Genomic DNA, 25135 nt, shown 5'->3' with positions numbered 1-25135 from the left:
ACGCAACCGGTCCTGGTAGAGGCGCACCGCACGGGCACGGGTCTCCTCGTCGAACTTGCGAGGTGCTCCCATCGCTCCAGTCTCCTTGCTCGATCAGGAGCCTCTCCACCACCCAGGACGATTCATCAACTCAAGTCAAGGTCTCTAGGTGTACTTGATCGGAGAGGTTGGTCGAGGTCGTGTGACGACACGATCTGGGCGCCCGGTCGCCGTGGCTGCCGCATGTCACGTTGGGTCATGAGTGTGGCGCGGGACGAGCTTCGTGAGCTCGTGGAGCAGCTGCCGGACGCAGAGGTGCCGACGGTGCTGGCCGAGGTGCGTCGGCACCTTGCGCCGGCGCCGCGGGGGCCGTGGCCCCCGGCGTTCTTCGGTGCGGGTCGAGCGGGACGTTCTGATGTGGCTGCGCGGTCGGAGGAGATCCTGGACGCGGGTGTTCCGGGTGCACGGCCGCGAGGACGTCGCCTCTCACCCTCAACGGACGGTGGTCATCCTCGTGCCCGCGTGCTCGAATAGACCGATCCGGAGACAAGCGGTACGACGAGTGTCACGAGGAGGCTACTCAGCGTGTCTGATCAGGACGCCTTCGGGCCGATCGACTTCATACTGATCGAATATCCCGACGACGCCGACACGACGGCCTGCGTCGACGCGATCACCGCTCTGGTGGAGCAAGGAACGATCCGCCTGTACGACGTCCTGCTGATCCGCAGGGCGGCCGACGGCTCGTACTCCGGAGTGGATCTCGGCGACGCGACGGCCGCGAGCGGCTTCACCGAGTTCGAAGGTGCGCGATCGGGCCTGATCGGTGACGACGACGTGAGCGCGGTGATCGAGGTGATGCGGCCGGGCACCATTGCCGCGTTGATCGTGTTCGAGAACGCCTGGGCGGCGCCGTTCGTCCGCGCCTCGCTGAATGCCGGGGGTGAAGTGATCGCCAGCCAGCGCATCCCGGCGTCGGACGTGGTCGAGGCGCTGGACATTCTCGAAGCAAGCCACGTGGGCTGATCGCGAGGAGAGGGAGGACGTCATGCCAGGCTTGTTGCGGGGAATCGCCAGGACCGCGGTCGTGGCCGGCACGGCAAGCGCGGTGGCCGGGAGGGTGCAGCGGCGCCAGGCGCGCAAGTTCGCCGAGAGCGACGCGCAGGTCTACGCACAACGGGAGCAGGCCTACGAGCAGCAGATGGCAGGCCAGAACCAGTACCAGCAACCGGCCCCTCCGCCTGAGCAGTACCAGCAACCGGCCCCGCCGCCTGCTGCCGCGCCGCAAACCGACGTGATCACGCAGCTCAAGGAGCTCGCCGAGCTCCGGGATCAGGGTGTGCTGACCGACGACGAGTTCGCCACGCAGAAGGCGCGGATCCTCGCCTGAGGGGTTCGGGTCAGAGGGAGCCGGCCGGGAACGACACGTACTTCGTCTCCAGGTACTCCTGCAGGCCGACCTCGCCGCCCTCGCGTCCGAGCCCGGACTGCTTGGTGCCGCCGAACGGAGCAGCCGCGTCCGAGACCAGCCCGCGGTTGAGCCCGACCATGCCGCACTCGAGCGCCGTCGCCGCCCGGAGGAGCGTGTCCGCCCCGGTGGAGTAGACGAACGCGACGAGGCCGGCCTCGGTGGCGTTCGCGAGGCGCAGGGCCTCCTGCTCGGTGTCGACGAGGTAGATCGGCGCGACCGGCGCGAAGAGCTCCGCATGCGCGATGTGTGCGTCGTGCGGGACGTGGTTCAGCACGACGGGCCGCAGGAAACCGCTGTCGGGTTCCGGCTCGTCCATGAGCACCGGTTCGGCACCCTCGGCGATCGCCGTGTGGACGAGTCGCACGGCGCGATCGCGCTGGGCCCGGTTCACCAGCGGGCCCAGCGTGGTCGCCGGATCGGAGCCCGGGCCGGTCACCTGCGCCCGGAGGCGTTCGGTGAGCCGGGCGACGAACTCGGCGGCCACGGGGCGTTCCACGATGAACCGGTTCGCCGCGACGCAGCTCTGCCCCCCGTTGCGCAGCTTCGCGGTCGTCGCGCCCTCCACGGCAGCGTCCAGGTCGGCGTCCGCGTACACGATGAAGGGTGCGTTCCCACCCAGCTCCATGGACGTGCGGACCACGCCCGCCGCGGCCGTGGCGAGCAGCGTCCGGCCGACCTCGGTCGATCCGGTGAAGGAGAGCTTGCGGATGCGCCGGTCGGCCAGGATCCGCTCGACGACCGGGCCCGGCCGGCTCGTCGTGACGACGTTGACGACGCCGGGTGGCACGCCGATCCCGTGGAGGAGCTCGGCGAACAGCAGGGCCGTCAGCGGCGTCTCCTCCGCCGGTTTCAGCAGGACGGTGCATCCCGCCGCGAGGGCGGGCGCGATCTTGCGCGTCGCCATCGCCAGGGGGAAGTTCCACGGCGTGACGAGCAGGGCCGGCCCGACCGGCTGCTGCAGCGTGAGGTGCATCGCGGCGCCGTCGGGCGCGGTGCGGGTCATGCCGTGGACCCGCACCGCCTCCTCCGCGTACCACCGGAGGAACTCGGCGCCGTAGCGCACCTCGGCCCGCGACTCCGCAAGGGGCTTGCCCATCTCCAGCGTGATGAGCCGGGCGAACTCCTCGCTGCGGGCGCTCAGCTCGTCGAAAGCCGCTCGCAGCAGCTCGGCACGCAGGCGCGGTGGCGTCCTCGACCAGCTCGGGAAGGCTGTCGCCGTCACCTCGACCAGGTCGGGGACGTCGTCGGGGCGCGCGTCGGCGACCTCGGCGACGGCATCGCCCGTCGCCGGATCCGCGACCGTGAACGTCATCCCGGACCTCGCGTCCCGCCACACGCCGCCGATCAGGAGGCCGGTCGGGATCCCGGTCGTCCGCCCTCCGGCGGGCTCCCGCACGTCGAGCCCGCTCAGTTCGACGTCGGTGCTCACGCGCTCGGCTCCGTCGCAGGCTCCGCGATGCGCTGCGGCGCCGACGCGCCGCCCGCCCGCGCCTGCGCGTAGGCGGCGCGCAGGTACTCCGTGTCGTTGCTGCCGCATTCCGCGCAGATGGGCGCGTGGTCGCCCGTCGCCGGGTTCCGGTCCATCTCCTGGGCGAGGTAGGAGCGGTCGCACGACGTGCACAGGACCCGCGCCTCCCACGGGTCGTCGACCTCGGACCGCGGGTCGTCCGGCCGCGAGAGGAGGACGTGCCGCTCGCCGGTCAGGAAGCGGCCGACCGCGTACAGGCTCCCGGCGAGGACGAACGTGATGGGTGACGACCAGGTCGCGCCGAAGGAACCCCCGGTCTGGACCAGGACGATGCCCGTCGTCGATGCACCGAACCAGGCGACGAGGCCGACGACGTTGAAGGCCGGAACGCGTCCGGGCCGGAACTCGAACTCCTCGGCGCGGCGTCGATCGCGGCGCGCGAAGGCGAGGTAGACCAGCGCGATCGCCACCCAGGCGACGACGACCACACCCTGCCACTGCAGGGCCTTGAGGAGGTAGGAGATCGCGTCCGTCAGCATCAGCCCGAACACGGCGACACCGATGATGACGACCCACACCCGGCGCGGCAGCCGCACCCGCAGCACGCGGGCGAAGAAGCTCTCGGCGTTGATGCTGGCGAGGTAGTAGTTCGCGGTGTTGATGCGGGTCTGGCTGACCCAGACGAGCGCGACACCGAAGATCCCGGTCAGGCCGACGATGGCCTGCACGGCGGACAGCTCGCTCAGCGTCCCGCCTGCCGCGAGGCTGTGCGCCAGGAAGATGCCGACGACGGCGTTGACGACCAGCGTGAGGACGTAGAAGAGCGGGCCGAAGGTGAGCCACCCGTGGAACCTGGCGTCCCCGGTCCGCGCGAGCCGGGCGTAGTCCCAGGTGAACGGCATCATGATCCAGACACCCATGTACGTGGTGAAGGCGAAGAGCCACCCGGGGGCGTGCACGTTCGTCGTCGGGTCGACGGGGCCCGCGGTCAGCCAGTCGTCGGTGTACCCGTACTCGACGATCGTCCAGACGACCGCCACCGTGAGGCCGATGTAGTAGAAGGGCAGCAGGAACCCGTTCAGCTTGTCGAGCCACGCCCGTACGCCGCCGATGACGAGCGGCACGCTGTAGGCCGCGACCACGGCGTACCAGAGCTCGATGGAGCCCACGCCGGTGTACTGCTGGAAGACGACCGCCACGACGGCGCCCTCGAACACCGCGTAGTAGAGCGCGGTGGCCCCGATGATGAACGGCGCGACCGCGGCGCCCAGGTATCCGAACAGCGCCCGGGAGAACAGCGCGCTGGAGATTCCCGTGCGGGCCGCGTACCGGCTGATCAGCGCGCCCATGACGCTGTAGGCGACGACGGACAACCCCAGGCCGATCAGCGTGTTCACCGTGCCGACGACCAGCGCGACCGTCGCGCCCACGATCAGCCAGAACATGGCGCTGGCGAATGCGTACCACGCCATCAGCAGCGAGACCCGGCCCGATCGCCAGGTCCTGGGCGCGACGTGCAGGGCATAGTCCTCGGTGGAGGCGCTCCGCACCACTTTCGGATCGTCGTGGAACGATACGTGGAGTGGGGCGATCGTTCTCGGCGCAGCCTGCTGCTCGGACATATCCACCTCCGGCCTTGTCGTACAATGCGAAACGGGTGAGCATCCGCGGTTTCCGAAGCCGTATGCGGCATTTCCGGCGGAGCGGTCGATTATTGACACGCGGCGCAAGCACAGACAAGTGTCAATCGACAAAAATCCGGCCGAGCGTCCTGTGGCGGTTACAGGACGCCGGGTGACCGGGCGTTTGTCACCATGACGAAAACGCGCTCGTGATCTGTGGTTCCGGACAACGTCGACGTGCGCGGTGGCCGGCTCCGTCACGATTCCGTCGAAGGCCTGCCCGGCCGTGGCCGGGTCGGTGCCGCAGCGCGCCGGCGGTGCGGTCGCGGGTTCTCGGAGCGATGACAACTCGACGGGTGTCGGCTCTCAACTCTCCCTATTGCTCCTCGAGAACGGCGTGACACACGATTGCGGCCCGGACGACGCCGGGAGCGCCCGGCACCCGGACCGTGGCGATGAGGGAGCGATGAGGGAGGTGGAGCCGATGGGACTTCGGGTCGCGGTCGACGTCGGCGGCACCTTCACCGACGTCTGCGTGGTGGGCGGGGACGGTGTCGGCCCCCGGGTCACGAAGGTGCCGACCACCGCGCATCCGGTCGACGCCGTGCTGCGCGGCATCGTCGACGCGGAGGTGGACCTGGCTGCCGTCGAGTCGCTCTCCCACGGCACCACCGTGGCCACCAACGCGCTGCTCAACCGGAGCTTCCGCGGGCCGCCCTCATCACCACGAAGGGCTTCCGCGACGTCATCGAGATCCGGCGGGGGACGAAGAGCGACCTGTGGGACGCCTATGACGACGTCGCCCCGCCCTACATCGCACGCCGCGACCGGCTCGTCGTGACCGAGCGCATCGACTCGACGGGCCGGGTGATCGCCCCGCTCGACACCGAGGAGGCGCACGCGGTCATCGAGGTGCTCCGCCGCCGCGGGATCGAGACCGTCGCCATCTGCTTCCTCAACTCCTACGTCAACCCGGTGCACGAGCGCGAGATGCAGGAGCTCGTCACGGCCGCGCTGCCCGGCGTCGCGGTCTCGGTGTCGAGCACGGTGCTGCCGGAGATCATGGAACACGAGCGGTTCTCCACCACCGTCGTGAACGCGCTGCTCTCGCCGCTCATCGAGCGGTACACGTCGAGCCTCGAACGCGAGCTGGTCGACGCCGGGTACCGAGGCAAGATCCATCTCCTGCACGGTGGCGGCGGCGTGATGACGGTCCACTCCGCGCAGAAGTACGCGGGCAGGCTCGCCTCGTCCGGCGTGGCCGCGGGAGCGATCGCGAGCAAGCACATCGCGCTGGCGTGCGGCTTCGACAACTCGATCGGCGCCGACATCGGCGGGACGAGCGCGGACATCTCCATCGTCGTCGGGGGCGAGTCGAAGATCGTCCGCAACTGGCACGTCGACTACGGCCACCCGATCTGCTTCCCCAGCCTGGAGGTGCTGACGATCGGCGCGGGCGGGGGATCGGTGGCCTGGGTCGACGACGGCGGTGCGCTGCGGGTCGGCCCGCACTCCGCGGGCGGCGTGCCGGGCCCCGCCTGCTACGGACTCGGCGGGCAGGCCGCGACCACCACCGACGCACAGCTCGTCCTCGGCAGGCTGAGCACGTCTCTTGCGGGCGGCCTGCGGATCCTCGTCCCGGAGCAGGCGGCCGCCGCCGTCGGCCGGATCGCGGCGCAGATCGGCTCCTCGGTCGAGGAGGCCGCGGCCGGGATCCTGCGCGTGGCATCGGCCAACATGGCCGACGCGCTGCGGATCATGTCGGTGCGCCGGGGCCACGACCCGCGCGACTTCGCGCTGATCGCTTTCGGCGGCGCCGGTCCGCTGCACGCCGTCGACCTCGCGCGCGAGCTCGGGATCCCGGAGGTCGTCGTGCCTGCGCACCCGGGCGTGACCTCGGCCGTCGGCTGCCTGCTGGTCGACATCCGCCACGACGTCGGCGCGATGTTCATCCGGGACGTGGAGTCGGCCGATCCCTACGAGGTCGAGTCGATGTTCCTCGAGCTGGAGTCGGCGTCGCGCGCGAGCCTCCTGGAGGACCGGGTCGAACCCGAGCGCATCAGTCTCCAGCGGTTCGTCGAGATGCGCTACCGCGGCCAGTCGAGGTCGCTGCCGGTCGCGGTCGACGGCCCCGTGCGGGTGCTCGACGGGCTCGTCGCGAAGTTCCACGCGCAGCACCGGCGCGAGTTCGGGTTCAGCCAGATCGGCGCCGAGGTCGAGCTGTACCAGCTCTCCGTCGCCGCGTTCGGGGTGGTCGACAAGCCGCGCATCACGCCGGGCAGCCACGGGACCGCGCCGCTGGAACCGGCCGCGCGCCGCCGGGTCCGGGTCACCGACGAGGACACCTGGATCGAGACGCCGGTGTACCGGCGCGAGGACCTCTACCCCGAGGCGCGGCTCGACGGTCCGGCGATCATCGCGCAGGCGGACTCGACGACGCTGCTGCCGCCGGACTCCGTCGCCGTCGTCGACGACATGCTGAACCTGCGCGTCTCGCCGTTCGCGGGGGTGAGGTCGCCGTGACCGCCGCCGGGCACGGGTCGCCGTTGGACCCGATCACGAGCGAGGTGCTGCGCAACGCGTTCGTCACGGCGGTCGACCTCATGGCCGAGCAGCTGCTGCGGACGGCGCACTCGTTCGTCATCCACGCCCGCGACTTCTCCGGTGCCGTCTGCGACGCAGGCGGTGACACGGTGGCCCAGGGCAGCCAGGACGTCGCCGTGCAGGTGGGCACGCTGCACTTCTCGGCGAAAGCCGTCCTCGAGGCCTTCCGGGGCGACATCTACGAGGGCGACGTGTTCGTGCTCAACGACCCGTACACGGGCGGCACGCACTTCAACGACGTGCGTGTCCTGCGCCCGATCTTCTCCGACGGTGTCCTGATCGCCATCGCCCAGTGCAACGGTCACTGGGCCGACATCGGGGGAGCGGCCCCCGGCTCGTTCGACACGGGCGCGGTCGAGCACTTCGGGGAGGGCCTGCGCATCACGCCGGTGCGGATCTGGTCGCGCGGGCGCTACCTGTCCGACGTCGGCCGCCTGATCGCCTCGAACACGCGGTCCCCCGAGGACGCCGAGGGCGACCTGCTGGCCCAGGCCGAAGCGACCCGCGTCTGCGAGCGGGAGATCCTGCGGCTGGTGGGCCGGTACGGCCAGGACTGCGTGATCGCGGCCTTCGCCGAGTCGCAGGCCTACGTGGAACGGGTGCTGCGGCGCCGCCTCGCCGCGCTGCCCGACGGCTACTGGGAGGCGCAGGACTACATCGACGTGGATCCGAACCTCGGTGAGGGCCTCGTCCCCATCAAGGTCGGCATGCGCATCGCGGGCGACCGGCTGCAGTACGACCTCAGCGGTTCGCACCCGGCCATCGGGAGCTTCCTGAACTCGGCGTTCGGCGGGAGCTACTCGGCGGTGGTCGCCGGCACCAAGACGTTCTTTCCCGACGTGCCGCTCAACTCGGGGTTCTACCGGCCGATGCTGGTCGACTTCGGGCCGCCGGGGTCGGTGGTCAACGCCTCCTGGCCGACCGCCGTGACCGGTTTCTACGCCGGGCCGTACGAGAAGATCGTCAGCGCGATCTTCCAGATCTGGTCCGAGATCGTGCCGCAGCGGGCGATCAGCACGTCGTTCAACCTCGAGTACCTGCTGCTCGGCGGGTACGACGTCCGCGGCGGCAGGCGCGACCAGTTCATGTACTACGACTGGATGGCCGGGGGATGGGGCGGCCGCAACGGGAAGGACGGTTCGAACGCCACGGCGTCGATCTTCGGCGTCGGACACGCGCTGCAGTCGATCGAGATGCAGGAGCGGACCTCGCCGATCCTCACCACGCGCTGCGAGCTGCAGACCGACTCCGGCGGCCCGGGCGAGTTCCGCGGCGGCCTCGGCCTGGTCAAGGCGGCGGTCCTCACCGACTGCGAGGGCGCCGTGCTGTCCTACTGCTCCGACCGGGCGCGTTCGGTGATCACCGGAACGCGGGGTGGGGCGCCGAGCTGCCCGCACGGGCTGTGGATGAACCGCAGCTCGCCCGGTGAGGAGTACGTGGGGTCGCTCGCCTCCCGGCTGGCCGTCGTGCCCGGGGACTCGCTGGAGCGGCCGTCGGCGGGCGGGGGCGGGTTCGGAGACCCGCTGGACCGCGATCCGGAGCGGGTGCGCGAGGACGTCGTCGACGGGTACGTGTCGGTGGACCGCGCGCGCAAGGACTACGGCGTGGTCGTCCGGATCGACCCACGCGATCCCGACGACGTCCTCGTCGACGTCGCGGCGACGGCGGCCGAGCGCGCGCGGCTCCGGGTGAGCCGGTTCCACTCGCTGCAGGCGCTTCCCCGCGAGATCGCCAAGCTCTACGTGGACGGCGAGCTCACGACATACGATCTCGTGCGCCAGTTCGGTGTGATTGTCGACTGGGGCAGCGGTCAGCTGCTCGAACGAACGACCGAACAATTCCGCGAGATCCAGCACGAACGTTGTGTGCGCCACTGGCGGCCGAGCGGCGACCAATAGTCGATCGGCGCCATCCCGCCCGTGCATTTCTGAAGGGCCCGACAAGGCAGATTCGAAGGAGGCTAGACCCATGGCATTACTGGAACGGTCCGCCTGGTACGACATCGCCCGCGACACCAACTGGTCGCCGCGCTACGTGACGTTCGACGAGCTCTTCCCGCCCGATCAGAGCGACCCGTACGGCATTCCGCTGGAGGAATGGGAACGATTCGACGAACCGTACAAGGTCTCCTACCGCGAGTACGTGAACGTGCAGCGCGAGAAGGACGCCGGAGCGTACTCGGTGAAGGCCGCCCTCGCCCGCTCCCGCTACTACGAGGACGCCGATCCGGCCTACCTGAGCATGCTGAAGCTGCACTACGGTGCGATCGCGCTGTCGGAGTACGCGGCCTGCCAGTCCGACGCCCGCATGACGCGGTTCTCGCGGTCGCCCGGCATGCGCAACATGGCGACGTTCGGGATGCTCGACGAGCTGCGGCACGGGCAGATCCAGCTGTACTTCCCGCACCAGCTGGTCTCCCTCGACCGGCAGTTCGACTGGGCGCACCAGGCACACCACAGCAAGAACTGGGCCGCGATCGCCGGTCGGCACGCCCTGGACGACGTGATGATGACGCGGGACGCCGTGACCACCTCCGTCATGCTCAACTTCACGTTCGAGACCGGGCTGACCAACATCCAGATGATCGGCCTGTCCGCCGATGCCGCGAACATGGGCGACTTCACGTTCGCGAACCTGATCACGAGCATCCAGTCGGACGAGGCGCGGCATGCGCAGATCGGCACCCCGGTCCTCGAGATCATGGTCCGCAACGGGCGCAAGGCGGAGGCCCAGCAGGCCGTCGACATCGCGTTCTGGCGGATCCACCGGATCTTCGCGATTCTCACCGGGATCCCCATGGACTACTGGATCCCGCTGGAGAAGCGCGACCGGTCGTTCAAGGAGTACATGACGGAGTTCGTCGGCGAGCAGTTCGAGCGCCAGCTGCTCGATCTCGGCCTGGAGCGGCCCTGGTACTGGGACATCTTCCTGGAGGACGTCGAGACCCACCACCACTGCCAGGCGGCGGCCACGTGGGCGTGGCGGAACACGCTGTGGTGGAACCCGACGGGCAACGTCGGACCGCGCGAGCGAGCGTGGCTCGAGGAGAAGTACCCGGGGTGGAACGACACGTTCGGCATGTACTGGGACGTCATCATCGAGAACATCCGAGCGGGCCACCCCGAGAAGTCCGAGGCCATCGGAATGCCCGCCATGTGCAACATGTGCCAGATCCCGATCTCGCATAAGGGCGGAACGGTCTGGCGGGCGCGCGCCCACCAGCTTGAGTACGAGGGCCGGCTCTACAGCTTCTGCAGCATGGTCTGTCAGTGGATCTTCGAGCTGGAGCCGGACCGGTACAAGACCTTCACCACGATCGCCGACCGGATGTACAACGGGGAGATCTCCCCGAACACGCCGGAGAACATCCTGCGCTACATGGGCGCAGGCGTTATCAGCGACGGTGGCCGCGACGCGCACGACCTGGCCTGGGTGAAGGCGTACGACGACGCCGGCGAAGGTCCGAAGACGCTCATCGCCGGCAGCTGATCCGTCGGCGCCGGTACCGAATCATCTCGCTCTAGAAACGGAGGATCTCGATGAGTTCGCTTGCCATCATCGGGCGGCTCGAGAAGGACGCGCACACCCGCATCATCGATGTGGACACGGACTTCACGATGGATGAGGTGGTCGAGGCGTGCCTGGCGCCCGCGGTCGGCTACCAGGCCCGGCACCCGAAGCCGGGGGCCACGTTGCGGGTGCGCCGCACCACGGACACGGATGATGCCGAGCCCTTCCCGCGGTCGATGACCGTGGCCGAGGCGAAGCTGCGGCACTTCCAGCAGATCGACATCTACGTGTCGGAGGAGTAGCCGCGCGATGGCGCACCCCCGGTTCCACCCCGTCTGCGCGGTGGACGACCTCTGGGCGGGCGAGATGCAGCCCGTCTCGGCCGGCGGCACGGACGTCCTGCTCCTGCGGACCGACGACGGTGCCGTCCGGGCGATCCAGCGGATCTGCCCGCATCAGGACCAGCCCCTCGACAACGGCGACTTCGACGGTTGCACGCTGACTTGCGGTGCGCACCTGTGGGAGTTCGACGTCCGGACCGGGCGCAGCATCAATCCGGACGACGCGTTGCTCGCGATGTACCCGGTCGAGGAGCGCGACGGGACGATCTACGTCGCTGTCGACGGAATACGTCCGTTTCATTCACACGCATGACGAGAACACGCATGACGAGAAAGGCGGCACAGTGACCGAGACCGAGGTCCGTCAGGCTGCCCGGCGCGCCGGCCCGTTGCTGCGCGGAGGCGACGTCTCCGTGGTGGCGGTGGACGCCATCGAGCAGGACAACCCGGGCAAGGAGATCCACGTCGACGACCACCGGACCTATGTCCGGGTCGAGGCCGAGGGCGGGCTGATCATCCGCCGGTCGACCATGGAGCGGCTGCTCGGCCGGCCGTTCACCATGCAGGAACTCGAAGTGAATCTGACCGGCTATTCCGGCCAGATCGACACCCATGACGAATACATGCGCTGGTACTTCCTCAGGTGACCGTCGAGGTATCGACGACCGGCGCGAACGAGGAGTAGTGATGAGTGCGAACGAGATCGACCTGAAACCGCTCAAGACGTGGAGCCATCTGGCGAAGAACCGGCGGCGGCCGACCGAGTACGAGATCGTCTCCACCAACCTGCTGTGGAGCACCGACGACGACGCCCCGTGGGCGATGGGGCCGAGCGTGCCGCTCAGCCGCTGGTACATCGAGTACCGGAACTCGAGCCCGCTGCGCCACGAGGACTGGGACGGGTTCCGCGACCCGGACCAGCTGGTCTACCGGACCTACAACATGATCCAGGACGGGCAGGAGTCGCACGTCGACGGCCTGCTCGCCGACCACAGCGGGAACGACCACGACGCCGGCCTGAGCCCGGAGTGGGTGGCCACCCTGGCGCGGTTCTACACCCCGGGGAAGTACCTCCTGCACACCGTCCAGATGGCCGCGGCCTATCTCGCCGCGCTCTCCCCGGCGAGCACGATCGAGAACTGCTTCATCTTCGAGTCCGGCGATCAGCTTCGCTGGGTCTCGCGGGTCTCCTACCGGACCGCCGAGCTGCGCGCGGCCCACCCGGAGCGCGAGTTCGGCGGCCAGGAGCGGCGCGTCTGGGAGGACGACGGCGCGTGGCAGGGTTTCCGCGAGCTGATGGAGCGCACCCTCGTCACGTGGGACTGGGCCGAGCAGTTCGTCGTGCTCAACCTCGTCGCGAAGCCGGCCGTCGACGCGGCGCTGCTGCGGTCGTTGTCGACGGTCGCCCAGCAGAACGGCGACACCCTGCTGGCGCTGCTCTGCCGGGCCCAGCTGATCGACAGCGACCGCACCGACCGCTGGTCGGAAGCCCTGCTCGCGTACGCGCTCGAGTCGGCCGAACACGGTGACCGCAACCGTGAGCTCGTGCGCGGCTGGTTCGAGCGATGGGCGCCGCTCGCGGACGCCGCAGTCGAGGCGTACTGCGGGGCGCTTTCGCCGACGCTGGACCACGCCCGGCTCGTGCGCGAGCTCGCCGCCCACCGCGAGTCGTTGCTCACCCGGACGCCGGTTCCGCACTAGGTCTCGTCGGCCGCGGCCCGGTGCCGACAGAATGTCGGCCTGGGCCGGACCACGTGGCGATCACTCCTGCGAGATGCGACGACGCGCACGATGACGTGCCCTGGGGAGGACCGGTGACGCTCACCCTGGCAGACGTCCTGCGGCAGGACGACTTCGGTATGGAGCTGCGCGCCGGAGGTGGCCGGGCGCTCGGCGCGGACGTGGCGGGCGCGACGGTGCTGCTGCTCGGCCAGCAGCCCACGAGCGAGCACCGTGCGCTGCTCCTGCTCACCAGCGGCGTCCCCGGCGGCGCGGACGCCGACGGCGAGCGGCTGCTCGTCGCCGCCGCCCGCCGGGCCGGTGCGGCGGGGATCGTGCGTGCCGTCGGCGTCGGCGAGCAGGTCCCGGAGGAGATGCTGGCGGCGGCCGAGGAGCTCGGCCTGCCCCTGCTGACGGCACCCCCCGGCGCCTCGCTGCGCGGCATCAAGGACGCCGTCAACGAACGCGTGACGCGGTCGGACCTGCAGCTCTACCAGCGCCTCCTGACGCTGCAGAGCAGCCTGATCGCGGCGGTGTCCGCGCCGGACTCGACGGGCTCGCTGCTGCGTCGCCTCGGCTCGGTCGTGCACAGCACGGTGATCCTCTACTACCCGGACGGGCGGCTGCTCGCCGCCACCGGGGACGGCCCGACCGACGTCATCTGGCGGCGCATCGACAAGGACCTGCACGAGCGGCAGCGGTTCACCGTCGGTCGATGGCAGGTCGTCGCCTCGCTCATCAACGGACCCGAGGACACGCGCCGCTGGATCGTCCTGGCGAAACGGGACACGCCGACGTCCGACGAGATCGTCTCGCCGCTGATCGCGACGGTCGAGCAGTTGCTGGACGTCATCGCACTCAACCGGCGCGCTGCGGCGAACGAGGAGGCGTTGCAGCGCGCCGACGTCCTGGTCCGTCTGGTGTCGAGCAGCGGGTACGAGCGGTTGGGGTGGGACAACGTGCGGCCGTACGGGTTCGTACCGCACGCGCCGTGCTACGTGGCGGCGATCGCGCTGCCGCAGTGGAGCGAACGGCTGCTGGATCCCGATCTGCATGCCCAGCAGCTGCGGGAGGCGACCCAGATCCTGCGCGGTCTGGTGGCGAACTCCTCGGCGCCGCACCTCGTGGCCTCGACCGAGGGGGTGGTCGTGCTGCTGGTGCAGGCGTCGGACACGCGCGTGGTCGACGAGTGCGTGGCGGTCCTGCGCGGCCGGGCTCTCGAAGCGTCGGCGGGGATCGGGCGCAAGGTGGCCTCGCTCGAGCAGATCGTGAACAGCTACCGCGACGCGCGGCTGGCGTTGACGCGGGCTCTCACCCGCCCGGACGGCAAGCCGGCCGTGCAGCGGTTCGAGGATTTCACGGTGGCCGACGTCGCGATCAGCACCGGGAACGAGGACCAGCTGTACCGCCGCTCGCGGGATCTGCTGGCGAAGATGGAGGGGAGCGCGTCGATCCTGGAGACCCTCAACGTCTACCTGGAGAACGATCTCAGCATCAACGACACCGCGAGCGCGCTGCACATCCATCCCAACTCCGTGCGCTACCGGATCGGGCGGGCGGAGGAGCTGATCGGCGGGTCGCTGCGCGAGCTGTCCACGATCGTCGACGTCTACCTGGCCGTGCAGGTGATCGCCCGCGCGCGGGCCGGGTCGGTCGCCGAGTTACCCGCTCGCCCTCGGGAGGAGGCGAAGGTCGCCCGACAGGCACCATGAGAGCGCCTCAGCCGCCGCTCGCCCGCACCAGCGTCCGGATCTCGCGGAGCGCGACCGAGAGGGTCGCCAGGTCCGACTGGCCGCACGCGGCGATGTCGTCGAGCAGGCGATGGCAGCGCTGCACGGCGGCGTCGATCGTCGCGATCCAGGCGCGCACGTGCTCGTGGCCGCGGCCGCCGGGCGGCATGGTCCGCATGACCTCGGCTGTGATCGCCGAGCGGACGACATGGAGGTCCTCGCGCAGCGCGGCCCTGGCGAGGGCCTGCCACCGGTCGTCGCGCGGCAGGCCGAGGATCCGGCCCTGCAGCCAGTCGAGCCGCAGATGCTCGTCGAGCGCGAAGTAGACCACTGCCACGTCGCCGACGGGGCGCCTGCTCGAACGGGCGACCGAGGTGATGTCGAGGGCCGCGATGAGGTCGGGCGACGTACGCACCGACCTGGCCAGCTCCTCCGGCACGCCCCCGTCCACGTGGGCCCGGACGGTTCCGTCGAGGGCGGTCCGCCGTTCCTCGCTGACGAGTCCCGGGATCAGCGCAACGAGCTCCTGCACACCGGGCTGGAAGAACTCGATCGTCGCGGTGATGTCGAGCGGCTGCGCGCGGTTGCGGAGCAGCCACCGGGTCGCCCGCTCGGCCAGCCGGCGTACCTCGAGGAAGAGGGAGATCTGCGTCGGGGTGTCGACGAGGTCGTCGAGCGCTTCGATCCGGGTCCACAGCGCGCTCAGGCCGAAGATCTCCCGGGCGGCCGTGTTCGCTCGCGCCACTTCCGCCGCGGAGAGACCCGTCTCCTCGGTCAGACGGAACATGAACGTGACGCCTGCCCGGTCGACGACGCGGTTGGTGACGCGGGTCGCGATGATCTCGCGGCGCAGTGAGTGCTCCCGGATCTGGTCCGGGTAGCGGGTCCGCAGCGCGTCGGGGAAGTACTCCTCGAGCTCCCTGCCCAGGTACGGGTCCTCCGGAACGGAGGAGGCGAGCAGCTCGCCGAACAGCCCGATCTTGCTGTACGCGAGGAGGACCGCGAACTCCGGCAGCGTGAGCCCCCCGTCGAGTTCGGCCCGGTTGGTGAGCTCCTCGGTGCTGGGGAGCTGCTCGAGCACCCGGTCGAGCCGCCCCGAGCGCTCCAGCGCGTCGAGGTACCGGACGTGGACGTCCCGCATCGCAGGGGCCTGCGCTGCGGCGAGGTGGAGCGCCCGGGTCTGGCCCTCGTTGTCGGCGAGGACCCGGGCCGCGACGTCGTCGGTCATCGCCGCGAGCAGTTCGTCGCGCTGCTTGCCGGTGAGATCGCCGTCCCGCACCACCCGGTCGAGGAGGATCTTGATGTTGACCTCGTGGTCGGAGCAGTCCACGCCGGCCGAGTTGTCGATGGCGTCGGTGTTGATCTGGCCACCACGCAGGGCGTACTCGATCCGCCCCCGCTGGGTGAAGCCGAGGTTCCCGCCCTCGCCGACCACCCGGCACCGCAGCTCGGTGGCATTGATCCGGACGGCGTCGTTGTTCTTGTCGCCGACCTCGGTGTTCAGCTCGGTCGACGCCTTGACATAGGTGCCGACACCCCCGTTCCACAGCAGGTCGACCGGCGCCTTGAGGATCGCGCGGATGAGCTCGTCCGGCGGGAGCGCTTCCGCGTCGACGTCGAGGGCCCGGCGCAGCTCATCCGCCAGCGGCACCGCCTTCGCCGTCCGGGGGAAGACCCCACCCCCTGGGGAGATGAGCGCCGGATCGTATTCCGCCCAGGACGAGCGGGGGATACCGAACAGCCGCGCGCGTTCGTCGAAGCTGCGCTCCGGATCGGGATCCGGGTCCAGGAAGATGTGCCGGTGGTCGAAGGCGGCCAGCAACTTGATGTGGCGCGACAGCATCATGCCGTTGCCGAACACATCACCGGACATGTCGCCGATCCCGGCGACGGTGAAGTCGTCGTTCTGGACGTCGACACCCAGTGCCCGGAAGTGTCGCCGCACCGAGACCCAGGCGCCGCGGGCGGTGATGCCCATTGCCTTGTGGTCGTAGCCCTGGGATCCACCGGAGGCGAACGCGTCGCCGAGCCAGAAGCGGTACTCCGCGGAGATCGAGTTCGCGATGTCGGAGAACGTCGCGGTGCCCTTGTCGGCGGCCACGACGAGATACGGGTCGTCGCCGTCGTGCCGGACGACGCGGGGCGGCGGCACGACATGCCCGTCGACCAGGTTGTCGGTGACGTCGAGCAGGCCCCGCACGAACGTCCGGTAGCAGGCCGCGACCTCGGCCTGGAGTGCGTCCCGGCCCGAGGGCGGGCACTTCACGACGAACCCGCCTTTGGCGCCGACGGGTACGATCACCGCGTTCTTCACGGTCTGGGCCTTGGCCAGGCCGAGGATCTCGGTGCGGAAGTCCTCGGGCCGGTCCGACCAGCGCAGCCCGCCCCGGGCGACGGGACCGCCGCGCAGGTGTACACCCTCCACCCGGGGCGAGTACACGAAGATCTCGAACATCGGCCGCGGCCGCGGCAGGTCCGGGATGCTGCGCGGGTCGAGCTTGAGAGCGATCGACGCGGCCCCCTCCTGGAGGTAGTTCGTCCGCACCGTCGCCGTCACCAGGTTCAGCAGGCTGCGCAGCACGCGGTCCTCGTTCAGGCTCTCCACCAGGTCGATCCGCCGCTCGATCTCGGCGACGGCCTGCTTGGTGGCCAGCCCGCGGTCCTCGAAACGGTCGACGTCGGGATCGAAGCGGATGGTGAACAGCTGGGCGAGCCGGGCCGAGATGTCCGGGTTGCCCACGAGCGTCGCGACCATGAAGTCGCGGCTGAACGTGGCCCCTGCCTGGCGCAGGTACTTGACGTACGCCCGAAGAACGGTCACATCCCGCCCGCGCAGCCCGGCGCGGAGAACGAGCCGGTTGAACCGGTCGTTCTCGATCTCGCCACGCCACACCGCGGCGAGCGTCTCCTGGAACCGCTCCCGCACGTCGGCGACGTCGAGCCCACCCAGGTCCTCGCGCCGCAACCCGAGGTCGTAGATCCACACAGGCGGTGCACCCGCGGGCCGGATCTCGTAGGGCCGTTCGTCGACGACCCGCGTCCCCATGTTCTCCAGCAGCGGCACCACGTCGGAGAGCATCAGGGGCTCGCCGTACCGGTACAGCTTCAGGCGGGGCGCCGGATCGACCGTGTCGAGCGGACGGTAGAGGTACATCGCGAGGCCGTCGGGTGGGCTCCCGGCGAGCAGGGCCTCGAGCCGGCGGATGTCGCTGACCGCCGTCCGGGCCGTGTGGTCGTCCTGGTATCCGGGGGGCAGTGCGTCGGAGTAGCGGCTGAACAGCAGCACCCCGTCCTCCTCGCCGAGTCGGTCGACGAGCGCCTCGGCGAGATCGTCGGTCCACGTGCGCAGGGTCGAGGCGAGCCGGGCCTCGATCACCGACACCTCCCGTTCGGGGGCCGTGCCGGGCTCGACGTAGATCACGAAGTGCAGGCGTGCCACCGCGGAGTCGGTCACGAGCGTGGACTCCTCGACGTGGACTCCGTGGAACGCGGTCATCAGGGTGTCGCGGATGCGCAGCCTGGCCGCCTCGTTGAGCCTGCCCAGGGGCAGGTCGACGAAACAGGAGAAGAACCGGCCGAAGCCGTCCCGGCGGACGCGCAGCCGGAGTCGTTGCCGGTGCTGCAGCTCGAGGATCGCGACGGCGTCGCCGTAGAGCTCATCCACACTGGACTGCAGGATCTCGTCCCTCGGGTAGTTGTCGAGGATGTCGACGAGCACCTGCGCCTCGTAGCTCTGCCGGGGGTCCGCGGTGCGATCCAGCACCGCCCGGATCTTCCGCCGCACGATCGGGATCTCGTCGAGCGCGGCCTTCGCCACGCTTCTCGGGTAGAGCCCGAGGAAGCGCCGCTCGCCGACCGCCAGGCCGTTCTCGTCGAACCGTTTGACACCGACGTAGTCGAGATGGATCCCGCGCTGGACGGTGGCGCGCGAGTTGGCCTTCGTGATGTTGAGCAGGACCGGTTCGAGCATCTTGCCCCGCACGTCGGGCGGCAGTTCCGACAGCGGGTGGGTGACGACCTTCCGGACGTCCCGACCGGCGTCTCGCAGGATGCCGAGCCCGGATCCGGCGACCGCCCGCAACACCTTCTCGTCGGGCCCGGTGACGAGCTCGTACTCCCGGTAGCCGAGGAAGGTGAAGTGATCGTCGGCGAGCCACTGCAGGAACTCCGCCGCCTCCGCCCGATCGTCCGGGTCGACGATCGGCGCCTCGGACCCCAGGCCCTGCGCGATGGAGACCGCCCGCTCCCGCATCGCGGCCCGGTCCTCGTACGCCGCCCGGACGTCGCCGAGCACGCGGATCAGGTCCAGTCGGAGCTGGTCGAGCACGTCCGGGTCGGCCTGGCGATCGATCTCGATGTGGTGGAAGGACTCCCGGACGATCTCGGTGTCCTCCGCGCCGCCCGCGTCGGCCTCGGTCCCCCCGAGCAGAGCGAGCAGTCGGCCGTCCGCATCGCGTACGACCTCGAAGACCGGGTGGAGGGCGATGTGCACGCCGAGTCCGTGCCGGGAGAGCTCGGTCTTGAGGGAGTCCGGGACGAACGGCACGTCGTCGGTCACCACCTGCACGACGCTGTGCGGGCACGCGAAGCCGTCCTCGTCGAAGGTCGGCGAGAACACCGTGACGGCGGGCTCACCCGGCTGCCGGCGGCGCGCCAGCCGCAGGTGGGCGAGCGCGGTCCCGAACAGGTCGGAGACGGTCCGGGCGGCGAGATCCTCGGCTGCGACCCGCTCGTAGTACCGGTCGACGAGTGACTGGAACAACCGGACCTCGGCACCACCCATGCGCTTCGACGCGTACTGGCGAAGACGCTCGATGATCTCCGACCGAACGTCTCGGGGCACAGCCTGCATGGCTCGCTCCTCCCACCACGCCTCACCGAGAGGGTTCCACCTTCGAGGCCGCTGTGGGGAGTCGTTCCGCCGCACGGCGCATGCGATGTGCGAACCGGGCGGCCTCTGTCCGTGACCGGGGGGCCTCGCGCTCCTATCCTGTCGGCATGGCCGCGGACGAACCGGCCCCCGGGGTGGCTCACCTCGAGGCGAACGACTGCTGGGCGTTGTTGCGATCCCGCGAGGTGGGGCGGCTGGCGCTCTGCATCGCAGGTCGCCCGGACATCTTCCCGATCAACTATGTCGTCGACCACGGGACGGTCGTGTTCCGGACGGCCGAGGGCACCAAGCTGGCAGCCGCGGTGACGGGTGAGGCGGTCGCGTTCGAGACGGACGGGTACGAGCCGGACAGCGGCGAGGCCTGGAGCGTCGTCGTGAAGGGGCACGCCGAGGAGATCTCGCGCGGCTACGACCTGCTCGACACCGCCGGCCTGCCGCTCTTCCCGTGGCACGCCTCGCCGAAGCAACGGTTCGTGCGGATCGTGCCCGACGAGATCAGCGGCAGGCGGTTCCACGTCGTCGGGCCCGAAGCGTGGACCACCCCGCTCTCGGACGCGCCCCGCACACCGAGCGAGTGAGGCGTGATCGCCGCGGACGAACGAGGATGGTCACCATGATGGACAGGGACACGACCGGAAGACTCGACACAGCTCGCGAGCACGCTGCGGACCACGCGACCGTCGAACGCCGCCATGTCGATGAGCATGCCGAGGTGTCGAGCAGGCATCTGGCCGCACACGAGGAGCTCTACGCCCGGCACCGGGACGAGCACGCCATGCTGGCGGACCAGCACATCAGCGGGCATGAGCGGGCGGCGTCCGCGTCGGCCCCCCGGCGGGCGGCCCTCAGCGCACGGCACGCCGGACAGCACCTCCGGATGGAGATTCGGCACGCGTCGCAGCACGCCTGGCTGGCCGCGAGTCACGCGGGCGCACGCCTGGGCATGGACTGCCGCCACGCGATGGAGCTGGTCGTCCAGGAGCGCCAGCACGCGAGGGCAGGCAGGCGCTCGGGTCGCTAGGGCTCACGCTCACGGGCATGTGGCGTGAGCCTCGGCCGGGGCTCGTGCATCCGGGCTCACCACCCCGCGGCGTCCAGCATGAACTGCCCGCGCTCCAGCGCGAGCAGCGCCCGCTTGGCGGCAAGGCCACCCGCGTAGCCGGTCAGCGCGCCGCTGGCGGCGACGACGCGGTGGCACGGGACGACCACCAGGACGGGGTTGCGGGCGCAGGCCGCACCGGCGCGGCGCGGGCCGTCCTCGGTCAGGCCGGCGGCGCGGGCCAGCTCGGCGTAGCTGCACGTCCCGCCGTACGGCACGCGGTGCAGGGCGTCGAGGACGCGACGGTGCTCCGGCTCGACCGCGGACAGGTCCACGGGGACGTCGAAGCCCGTACGGCGGCCGGCCAGGTACTCGTCGAGCTCCCGGGCAGCCTGGTCCAGCAGCCGGTGCTCGACCGTGCCCGCAACCGGCGTGGCACCGGGGCGCGGGCCGAACCGCACGCGGGTGAGCCCCCGCGGCGACGCGGAGAGGGTGACTGCTCCGAGCGCCGTCTCCCGGACGACGGTGGGGCGGCGGTGGGACCGGGTGATCATCGGATCCTCCTGGGTCGTGGTGCGGACGATCGGTCCGCCGTACGGAACACCTCCGGCGCGGGCGGGTTGCGCCGCAGCCGGCACGAGCCGGCCTCGTCGAGGCCCGAGACGCGCAGCGTGATGTTGAGCCGGCCCGCGCCCAGGCCGACGTCGAGGACGTCGTCAGCGGTGTGCGGCAGCAGCTTCGGGACGCCGTGGTAGGCGAGCCGGCTCTCGTCGCCGAAGACGAGCAGGTCGCCCGAGCGGAGCTCGAGGTCGACCCACGGACGGCCGCGCGAGTGCGGGTTGCCGAGCCGGAACAGGCACGGCGCGCCGAGCGAGAACGACACGACCGGGTCCGGGGCCCGCTCGTCGCTGTCGCGGTGCATCCCGAGCCGGGCGCCGTCGCGGTAGTGGTTGATCAGCGCGATGTCCGGGCGGTACGCCGATCCGCGGGCGGGGTCGCCGTAGGCGTCGGCGACGGCCGCGCGGCCGAGATCGCCGAGCCATTCCGGGAACGCGGCAACCGGTGAGCCGTCCTGGTCGTCACGGGTACGGGAGTAGCGGTAGGGCACCCAGTGCCAGCCCAGGCAGACGGTCTCGACGCTCATCCGGGCACCGTTCGGCAGCGCGGCGGCCCGGATGCCGGGACCCTCGGCGGCCCAGCGGCGGCACCGCTCCACGAGGATGCGCTGCTGGCGCAGGTCCAGCCAGCCCGGGACGTGCACCGCGCCGGGCGCCGGCTCGCGGCGCTCGTGGCGTGGGCCGGTCGGGCCGGCCGGGGCGGACATGCTCATCGGCTCCTCGGCGTGTCGTGGTGTCGGTGCGGGGCCGCGCCGTCGTCCGCGGGGCCCTCCGCAGGATCCGAACACCGCAGCGGGGAGGTCGGTTGCAGGTCGTTTGCCGGCGACCGGCGCTGGAAACCCGGACGAGGAGATCCCTCCCGCCCTCGACCGGATGGGGACCCGATGACCGCGCTGCACCCGACCGCGCTGCGCCGCAGGCGCGCCGAGCTGCTGCACCGGGTGGGCTCCGCACGCACCGTCGTCGACGTGTTCGTGCAGGCCGCTCGGCGCCTGCACGGCCTCGTGCTCCACGACGCCGCCGCCTGGGTGATGACGGACCCGGTGACCGGCCTGCCGGGCGCGCCGAGCCTGCTGGACGGCTTCGCCGCGCCCCTGGAGATGTGCACCGAGCACTGGCACCGCGAGTTCGTCGAGGACGACGTCCACCACTTCCGCGGGCTCGCCCGCGCCGCGAGCCCTGCCGCCGCGCTGCAGGCCGCCGTGGCCGAGCCCGAGCGGAGCGCGCGGTTCCGCTGGTTCGTCCGCCCCCTCGGCTTCGCCGACGAGCTGCGCGGCGTGCTCCGGGCGGGTGGCGTCACGTGGGCGATGGTGACGCTGTGGCGCCGCGACGGCGAGCCGCCGTTCTCCGCGGCCGAGGCCGACCTGGTCGCAGGCCTGTCGACCCCGCTCGCCGAGGCTGTGCAGCGGTGCGTCCGCGACGGCCTCGCGGGCGAGGCCGGTCCGGTCCGGGACTGCCCGGGCCTGCTGGTGTTCGACGAGGCGGGCCGGCTGGTCTCGGCGAACGAGCAGGCCGGCGCGTGGCTCGACGAGCTGCCCCGGCAGGAGCTGGTCCCCACGCCGTTCGGCCTGCAGGTCCCGGTGTGGGTCCTGGTGACCGCTGGTCGCGCCCGCCAGTCCCTCGCCGCGGGCGGGGACGGCTCCGTGCGGACGCGGGTGCGCTCACGCAACGGACGATGGCTCGTCGGCCACGCCTCCGCGACCCGCGACGCGGACGGGGCGCCCGCCGGCACCGCAGTGGTGATCGAACCGGCGAGCCCCGCCGCGATGGCCCCGGTCGTCGTCGAGGCCTACGGTCTCACCGAGCGGGAGCAGGAGATCACCTCCCGGATCTCCCGCGGGGCGGGCACCGGTGAGATCGCCCGCGCGTTGCACCTCTCCCCGCACACCGTGCGCGACCACGTCAAGGCGATCCTGGCCAAGGTCGGGGTGTCGAGTCGCGGCGAGCTGGTCTCCACGCTGTACCTGGACCACTTCGAACCCGCCCACGTCGCGGGCATCCATGTCGACGGGCCGCACTGATCCCCCTCAGTTGCGGGATGGGTGCCGGCGCGGCGGCGGGCGAGGGTCGAGGCATGAGAGCTACGAGGGGAACGAACACCTGGGCCGCGACGGTGGCGGCCGCCGCGCTCCTCCTGACGGGCCTCGGCGCGGTGACGGCCGCGCCCGCGTCCGCCGCGCCCGCGGCGGCGGGCCCGCAGGACCGCAGCTGCCGCATCGTCGTCACGGCGCGGGAGACCGTGAACGTCCACGTCACCGACGACGGCGACCCACCCGACGACAACGTCAGCCCGGCGCCGCCGAAGAACGGGACCGAGCGCGACCGCGACCGCATCGTCGGGGTGCTGGCCAAGGGTCGCAAGGCCTGCCTGACCGACGTGGGGCCCGGGCGCGAGGGCCGCTCGTACACGGTCGGCGGCGCCTGCACGCCCACGGGCAAGAACCGCTTCTGGGACGCCATCCGCTTCCAGGGGCAGGAGGGCTATGTCCCGTCGCCGTGTGTCCGGCGCTCGCTGCGCTGAGCGGCCGGGCTGGGAAGGGAGAGCCGACGACGGCCCGCAGCCTGTGGCGCCCCGACGGCGAGCCCGACTCCGACCCGGTGCTGCACAGCGGCTTCGCCGGGGTCGGGCGGCGCGACGGGCTCACGCGGCGGCGGGCCGGCAGGTCCGGCAGGGCCGGTACCCGGCCAGGCGGGCCTCGTCGAGGGTGGCGAAGCCGTGGCGGTGGGCGGGGGTGATCCGCCGGGCGTCGCGGCAGCTCGGGAAGCAGACGATGCCGGTGGTGTCGCTGGCCAGGTAGTGCACGCCCGCGCGGGCGAGCGCGGCGAGCTCGTCGAGGTCGGCGTGCTCGGCGCGCAGCAGCTCGGCCTTGCGCCCCGGCCCGAACATGTAGCCGCCGAGTGTGCCGTCGGCGCGGACGACCCGGTGGCAGGGCACCAGCAACGGCAGCGGGTTGCCGGCCAGCACCGTGCCGACCGCGCGGACCGCCGCGGGATGGCCCGCCTCGCGCGCGACCCAGCCGTAGGGGCGGACCTGCCCCGGCGGGATGCGGCGCGTCGCCAGCAGGACGTCGCGCTCGAACTCCGACACGGCGCTCAGGTCCAGCGGTGGGCGCCTCCCGGACCGGCCGCGCAGCGACGGCCCGATGCCGGCGGGCAGCCGCCCGGCGGGGCGCAACGGGCGGGCGAACCGGGCGCGGTAGGCGTCGGCGAACCCGTCCGCGCCGCCGTCCATCCCCGCCGCGGGGCGGACGAACTGGGCCCCGTCGGCGGTGAAGGCGACGAACATCTCCCCGAGCCGGCCCGGGGTGGTGGCCCAGCGGGCGAAGACCCGGTCGTCGAGGCTCGCCGGTGCGGTGGTCGCGAGCCCGGCCAGCGCGGCCAGGAGCCCGCCGGGGTCAGTGTCGGGGTCCGTGTCGAGGTCAGTGTCGAGGTCAGCGTCGGGGTCACGGTTCGCGCGGAGTACGGGGCGGCCGTTGCGGCCGGAGACGATCGTGATCATCGGGTCCTCCCTTCGAGGGCGTGCGTGGGTCGTACCGGGGGCGTGCCGGTCGCGGCGGCGCCCGCCGCCCCGCCGAGGAGCTCCCGCAGGCGGGCGAGCCCCCGCGAGATGTGGGACTTCGCCGTGCCCACCTTGCAGCCCAGGACCTCGGCCACCTCTGTGGTCGGCAGGCCCTGGACGTGGCGCAGCACGACGGCGGTCCGCTGCGCCTCCGGGAGGCGGGCCAGGACGTCGCCGAGCCGGCGCCGGACCTCGGCCGCCTCGACCTGCTCGGCGGGCCCCGGCGCGGGGCTCGGGTCCTCGGCCGGTTCGAAGGCCGGCGGCGGGCCGGGGCGCCGCGCGGCGTCCCGGGCGCGGTTGCGCGCCGTGTTGCGCAGGATCGTGAGCAGCCACGGCCGCACGGCGAGGTCCGCGATCCGCTCCGGCGGGTAGCCGCACAGCGCGCGGTAGGCCCGCAGCAGGGTCTCCGCGGCGAGGTCCTCGGCGTCGGCGTCGGCCCGGGCGAAGCTGCGGGCCACGGAGTACAGCAGGTCCCGGTGGGCATGCACGACCTGCGCGAACCCGGCGTCGAGGTCGCGGACCAGCCCGGCGGCGAGGGCGGCCTCGTCGCGGATCGGGGACGTCATGGCGGGCAGAACACCACCT

General features: G+C 71.4%; 22 protein-coding genes. 15 read left to right on the top strand and 7 right to left on the bottom strand.

What is annotated here, in order from left to right:
• Nucleotides 1-564 precede the first annotated feature (564 nt).
• The gene (locus AB7J25_RS08950) at nt 565-1005 is read left to right on the top strand and encodes a DUF6325 family protein (protein WP_428507019.1); all 441 of its coding nucleotides are present in this window, start codon (nt 565-567) and stop codon (nt 1003-1005) included.
• A gap of 61 nt (nt 1006-1066) precedes the next feature.
• On the top strand, nt 1067-1369 hold the full coding sequence (locus tag AB7J25_RS08945; protein WP_428507017.1) for an SHOCT domain-containing protein: 303 nt from the start codon (nt 1067-1069) through the stop codon (nt 1367-1369).
• A gap of 10 nt (nt 1370-1379) precedes the next feature.
• Here AB7J25_RS08945 and AB7J25_RS08940 read toward each other — a convergent pair whose 3' ends face one another.
• Nucleotides 1380-2846, bottom strand: coding sequence for an NAD-dependent succinate-semialdehyde dehydrogenase (locus AB7J25_RS08940; protein ID WP_428507027.1), 1467 nt, complete (start codon nt 2844-2846; stop codon nt 1380-1382).
• Between the two features lie 29 nt (nt 2847-2875).
• Nucleotides 2876-4471 (bottom strand): purine-cytosine permease family protein, encoded by a 1596-nt coding sequence (locus tag AB7J25_RS08935; RefSeq protein WP_428507015.1) that lies wholly within the window; start codon nt 4469-4471, stop codon nt 2876-2878.
• A gap of 553 nt (nt 4472-5024) precedes the next feature.
• Between AB7J25_RS08935 and AB7J25_RS08930 the strand changes: the two genes are divergently transcribed.
• The 9 genes from AB7J25_RS08930 to AB7J25_RS08890 all read left to right on the top strand — a co-directional run bounded on the left by AB7J25_RS08930 (nt 5025) and on the right by AB7J25_RS08890 (nt 14426).
• Entirely contained in the window at nt 5025-5381 is a 357-nt protein-coding gene (locus AB7J25_RS08930; protein WP_428507013.1) for a hydantoinase/oxoprolinase N-terminal domain-containing protein, read from the top strand.
• Nucleotides 5288-7063 carry a hydantoinase/oxoprolinase family protein gene (locus tag AB7J25_RS08925; RefSeq protein WP_428507025.1) on the top strand — a complete coding sequence of 592 codons (1776 nt, stop codon included), beginning with the start codon at nt 5288-5290 and terminating at the stop codon, nt 7061-7063. Before AB7J25_RS08930 ends, AB7J25_RS08925 begins: the two co-directional genes overlap by 94 nt.
• Complete coding sequence (locus tag AB7J25_RS08920) at nt 7060-9042, top strand: hydantoinase B/oxoprolinase family protein (RefSeq protein ID WP_428507011.1); 1983 nt, start codon at nt 7060-7062, stop codon at nt 9040-9042. Before AB7J25_RS08925 ends, AB7J25_RS08920 begins: the two co-directional genes overlap by 4 nt.
• A gap of 70 nt (nt 9043-9112) precedes the next feature.
• Nucleotides 9113-10633 carry a YHS domain-containing protein gene (locus AB7J25_RS08915; protein WP_428507009.1) on the top strand — a complete coding sequence of 507 codons (1521 nt, stop codon included), beginning with the start codon at nt 9113-9115 and terminating at the stop codon, nt 10631-10633.
• 50 nt (nt 10634-10683) lie between these two features.
• The gene (locus tag AB7J25_RS08910; protein ID WP_428507007.1) at nt 10684-10956 is read left to right on the top strand and encodes a toluene-4-monooxygenase system B family protein; all 273 of its coding nucleotides are present in this window, start codon (nt 10684-10686) and stop codon (nt 10954-10956) included.
• Between the two features lie 7 nt (nt 10957-10963).
• Nucleotides 10964-11308 (top strand): Rieske 2Fe-2S domain-containing protein, encoded by a 345-nt coding sequence (locus AB7J25_RS08905; protein WP_428507005.1) that lies wholly within the window; start codon nt 10964-10966, stop codon nt 11306-11308.
• A 31-nt stretch (nt 11309-11339) separates the two neighbouring features.
• Nucleotides 11340-11642 carry an MmoB/DmpM family protein gene (locus AB7J25_RS08900; RefSeq protein ID WP_428507003.1) on the top strand — a complete coding sequence of 101 codons (303 nt, stop codon included), beginning with the start codon at nt 11340-11342 and terminating at the stop codon, nt 11640-11642.
• 40 nt (nt 11643-11682) lie between these two features.
• Nucleotides 11683-12696, top strand: a complete 1014-nt coding sequence (locus AB7J25_RS08895; RefSeq protein ID WP_428507001.1) for an aromatic/alkene monooxygenase hydroxylase subunit beta — start codon at nt 11683-11685, stop codon at nt 12694-12696.
• 113 nt (nt 12697-12809) lie between these two features.
• Entirely contained in the window at nt 12810-14426 is a 1617-nt protein-coding gene (locus tag AB7J25_RS08890) for a helix-turn-helix domain-containing protein (protein WP_428506999.1), read from the top strand.
• Nucleotides 14427-14433: 7 nt separating this feature from the next.
• On the opposite strand, the gene AB7J25_RS08885 is transcribed toward AB7J25_RS08890, so the two are convergent.
• Entirely contained in the window at nt 14434-19296 is a 4863-nt protein-coding gene (locus tag AB7J25_RS08885) for an NAD-glutamate dehydrogenase (RefSeq protein ID WP_428506997.1), read from the bottom strand.
• A 146-nt stretch (nt 19297-19442) separates the two neighbouring features.
• Here AB7J25_RS08885 and AB7J25_RS08880 point away from each other — a divergent pair, with 146 nt between their 5' ends.
• Both AB7J25_RS08880 and AB7J25_RS08875 read left to right on the top strand, forming a co-directional pair.
• Nucleotides 19443-19913: a pyridoxamine 5'-phosphate oxidase family protein gene (locus AB7J25_RS08880; RefSeq protein WP_428506995.1), complete on the top strand. Its 471-nt coding sequence runs from the start codon at nt 19443-19445 to the stop codon at nt 19911-19913.
• A 35-nt stretch (nt 19914-19948) separates the two neighbouring features.
• Entirely contained in the window at nt 19949-20356 is a 408-nt protein-coding gene (locus AB7J25_RS08875) for a hypothetical protein (protein WP_428506993.1), read from the top strand.
• A gap of 56 nt (nt 20357-20412) precedes the next feature.
• Here the strand turns inward: AB7J25_RS08875 and AB7J25_RS08870 are convergent, their stop codons facing one another.
• Nucleotides 20413-20928 carry a methylated-DNA--[protein]-cysteine S-methyltransferase gene (locus AB7J25_RS08870; protein WP_428506991.1) on the bottom strand — a complete coding sequence of 172 codons (516 nt, stop codon included), beginning with the start codon at nt 20926-20928 and terminating at the stop codon, nt 20413-20415.
• The gene (locus tag AB7J25_RS08865; RefSeq protein WP_428506989.1) at nt 20925-21698 is read right to left on the bottom strand and encodes an alpha-ketoglutarate-dependent dioxygenase AlkB family protein; all 774 of its coding nucleotides are present in this window, start codon (nt 21696-21698) and stop codon (nt 20925-20927) included. The genes AB7J25_RS08870 and AB7J25_RS08865 overlap by 4 nt, the downstream gene beginning before the upstream one ends.
• Nucleotides 21699-21875: 177 nt before the next feature.
• Here AB7J25_RS08865 and AB7J25_RS08860 point away from each other — a divergent pair, with 177 nt between their 5' ends.
• Nucleotides 21876-23012 carry a response regulator transcription factor gene (locus AB7J25_RS08860; RefSeq protein ID WP_428506987.1) on the top strand — a complete coding sequence of 379 codons (1137 nt, stop codon included), beginning with the start codon at nt 21876-21878 and terminating at the stop codon, nt 23010-23012.
• A gap of 53 nt (nt 23013-23065) precedes the next feature.
• Nucleotides 23066-23512 (top strand): hypothetical protein, encoded by a 447-nt coding sequence (locus tag AB7J25_RS08855; RefSeq protein WP_428506985.1) that lies wholly within the window; start codon nt 23066-23068, stop codon nt 23510-23512.
• A 120-nt stretch (nt 23513-23632) separates the two neighbouring features.
• Here AB7J25_RS08855 and AB7J25_RS08850 read toward each other — a convergent pair whose 3' ends face one another.
• Both AB7J25_RS08850 and AB7J25_RS08845 read right to left on the bottom strand, forming a co-directional pair.
• Nucleotides 23633-24490, bottom strand: a complete 858-nt coding sequence (locus AB7J25_RS08850) for a methylated-DNA--[protein]-cysteine S-methyltransferase (RefSeq protein ID WP_428506983.1) — start codon at nt 24488-24490, stop codon at nt 23633-23635.
• A complete protein-coding gene (locus AB7J25_RS08845; protein WP_428506981.1) occupies nt 24487-25116 on the bottom strand; it encodes an RNA polymerase sigma factor in 630 nt (209 codons plus the stop codon). The genes AB7J25_RS08850 and AB7J25_RS08845 overlap by 4 nt, the downstream gene beginning before the upstream one ends.
• Nucleotides 25117-25135: the final 19 nt, after the last annotated feature.

Source organism: Pseudonocardia sp., assembly GCF_050246655.1.
Classification (GTDB): Bacteria; Actinomycetota; Actinomycetes; order Mycobacteriales; family Pseudonocardiaceae; genus Pseudonocardia.
Note: the sequence above shows the minus strand (reverse complement) of the source record. Positions and strands in the feature narration are given on the sequence as shown.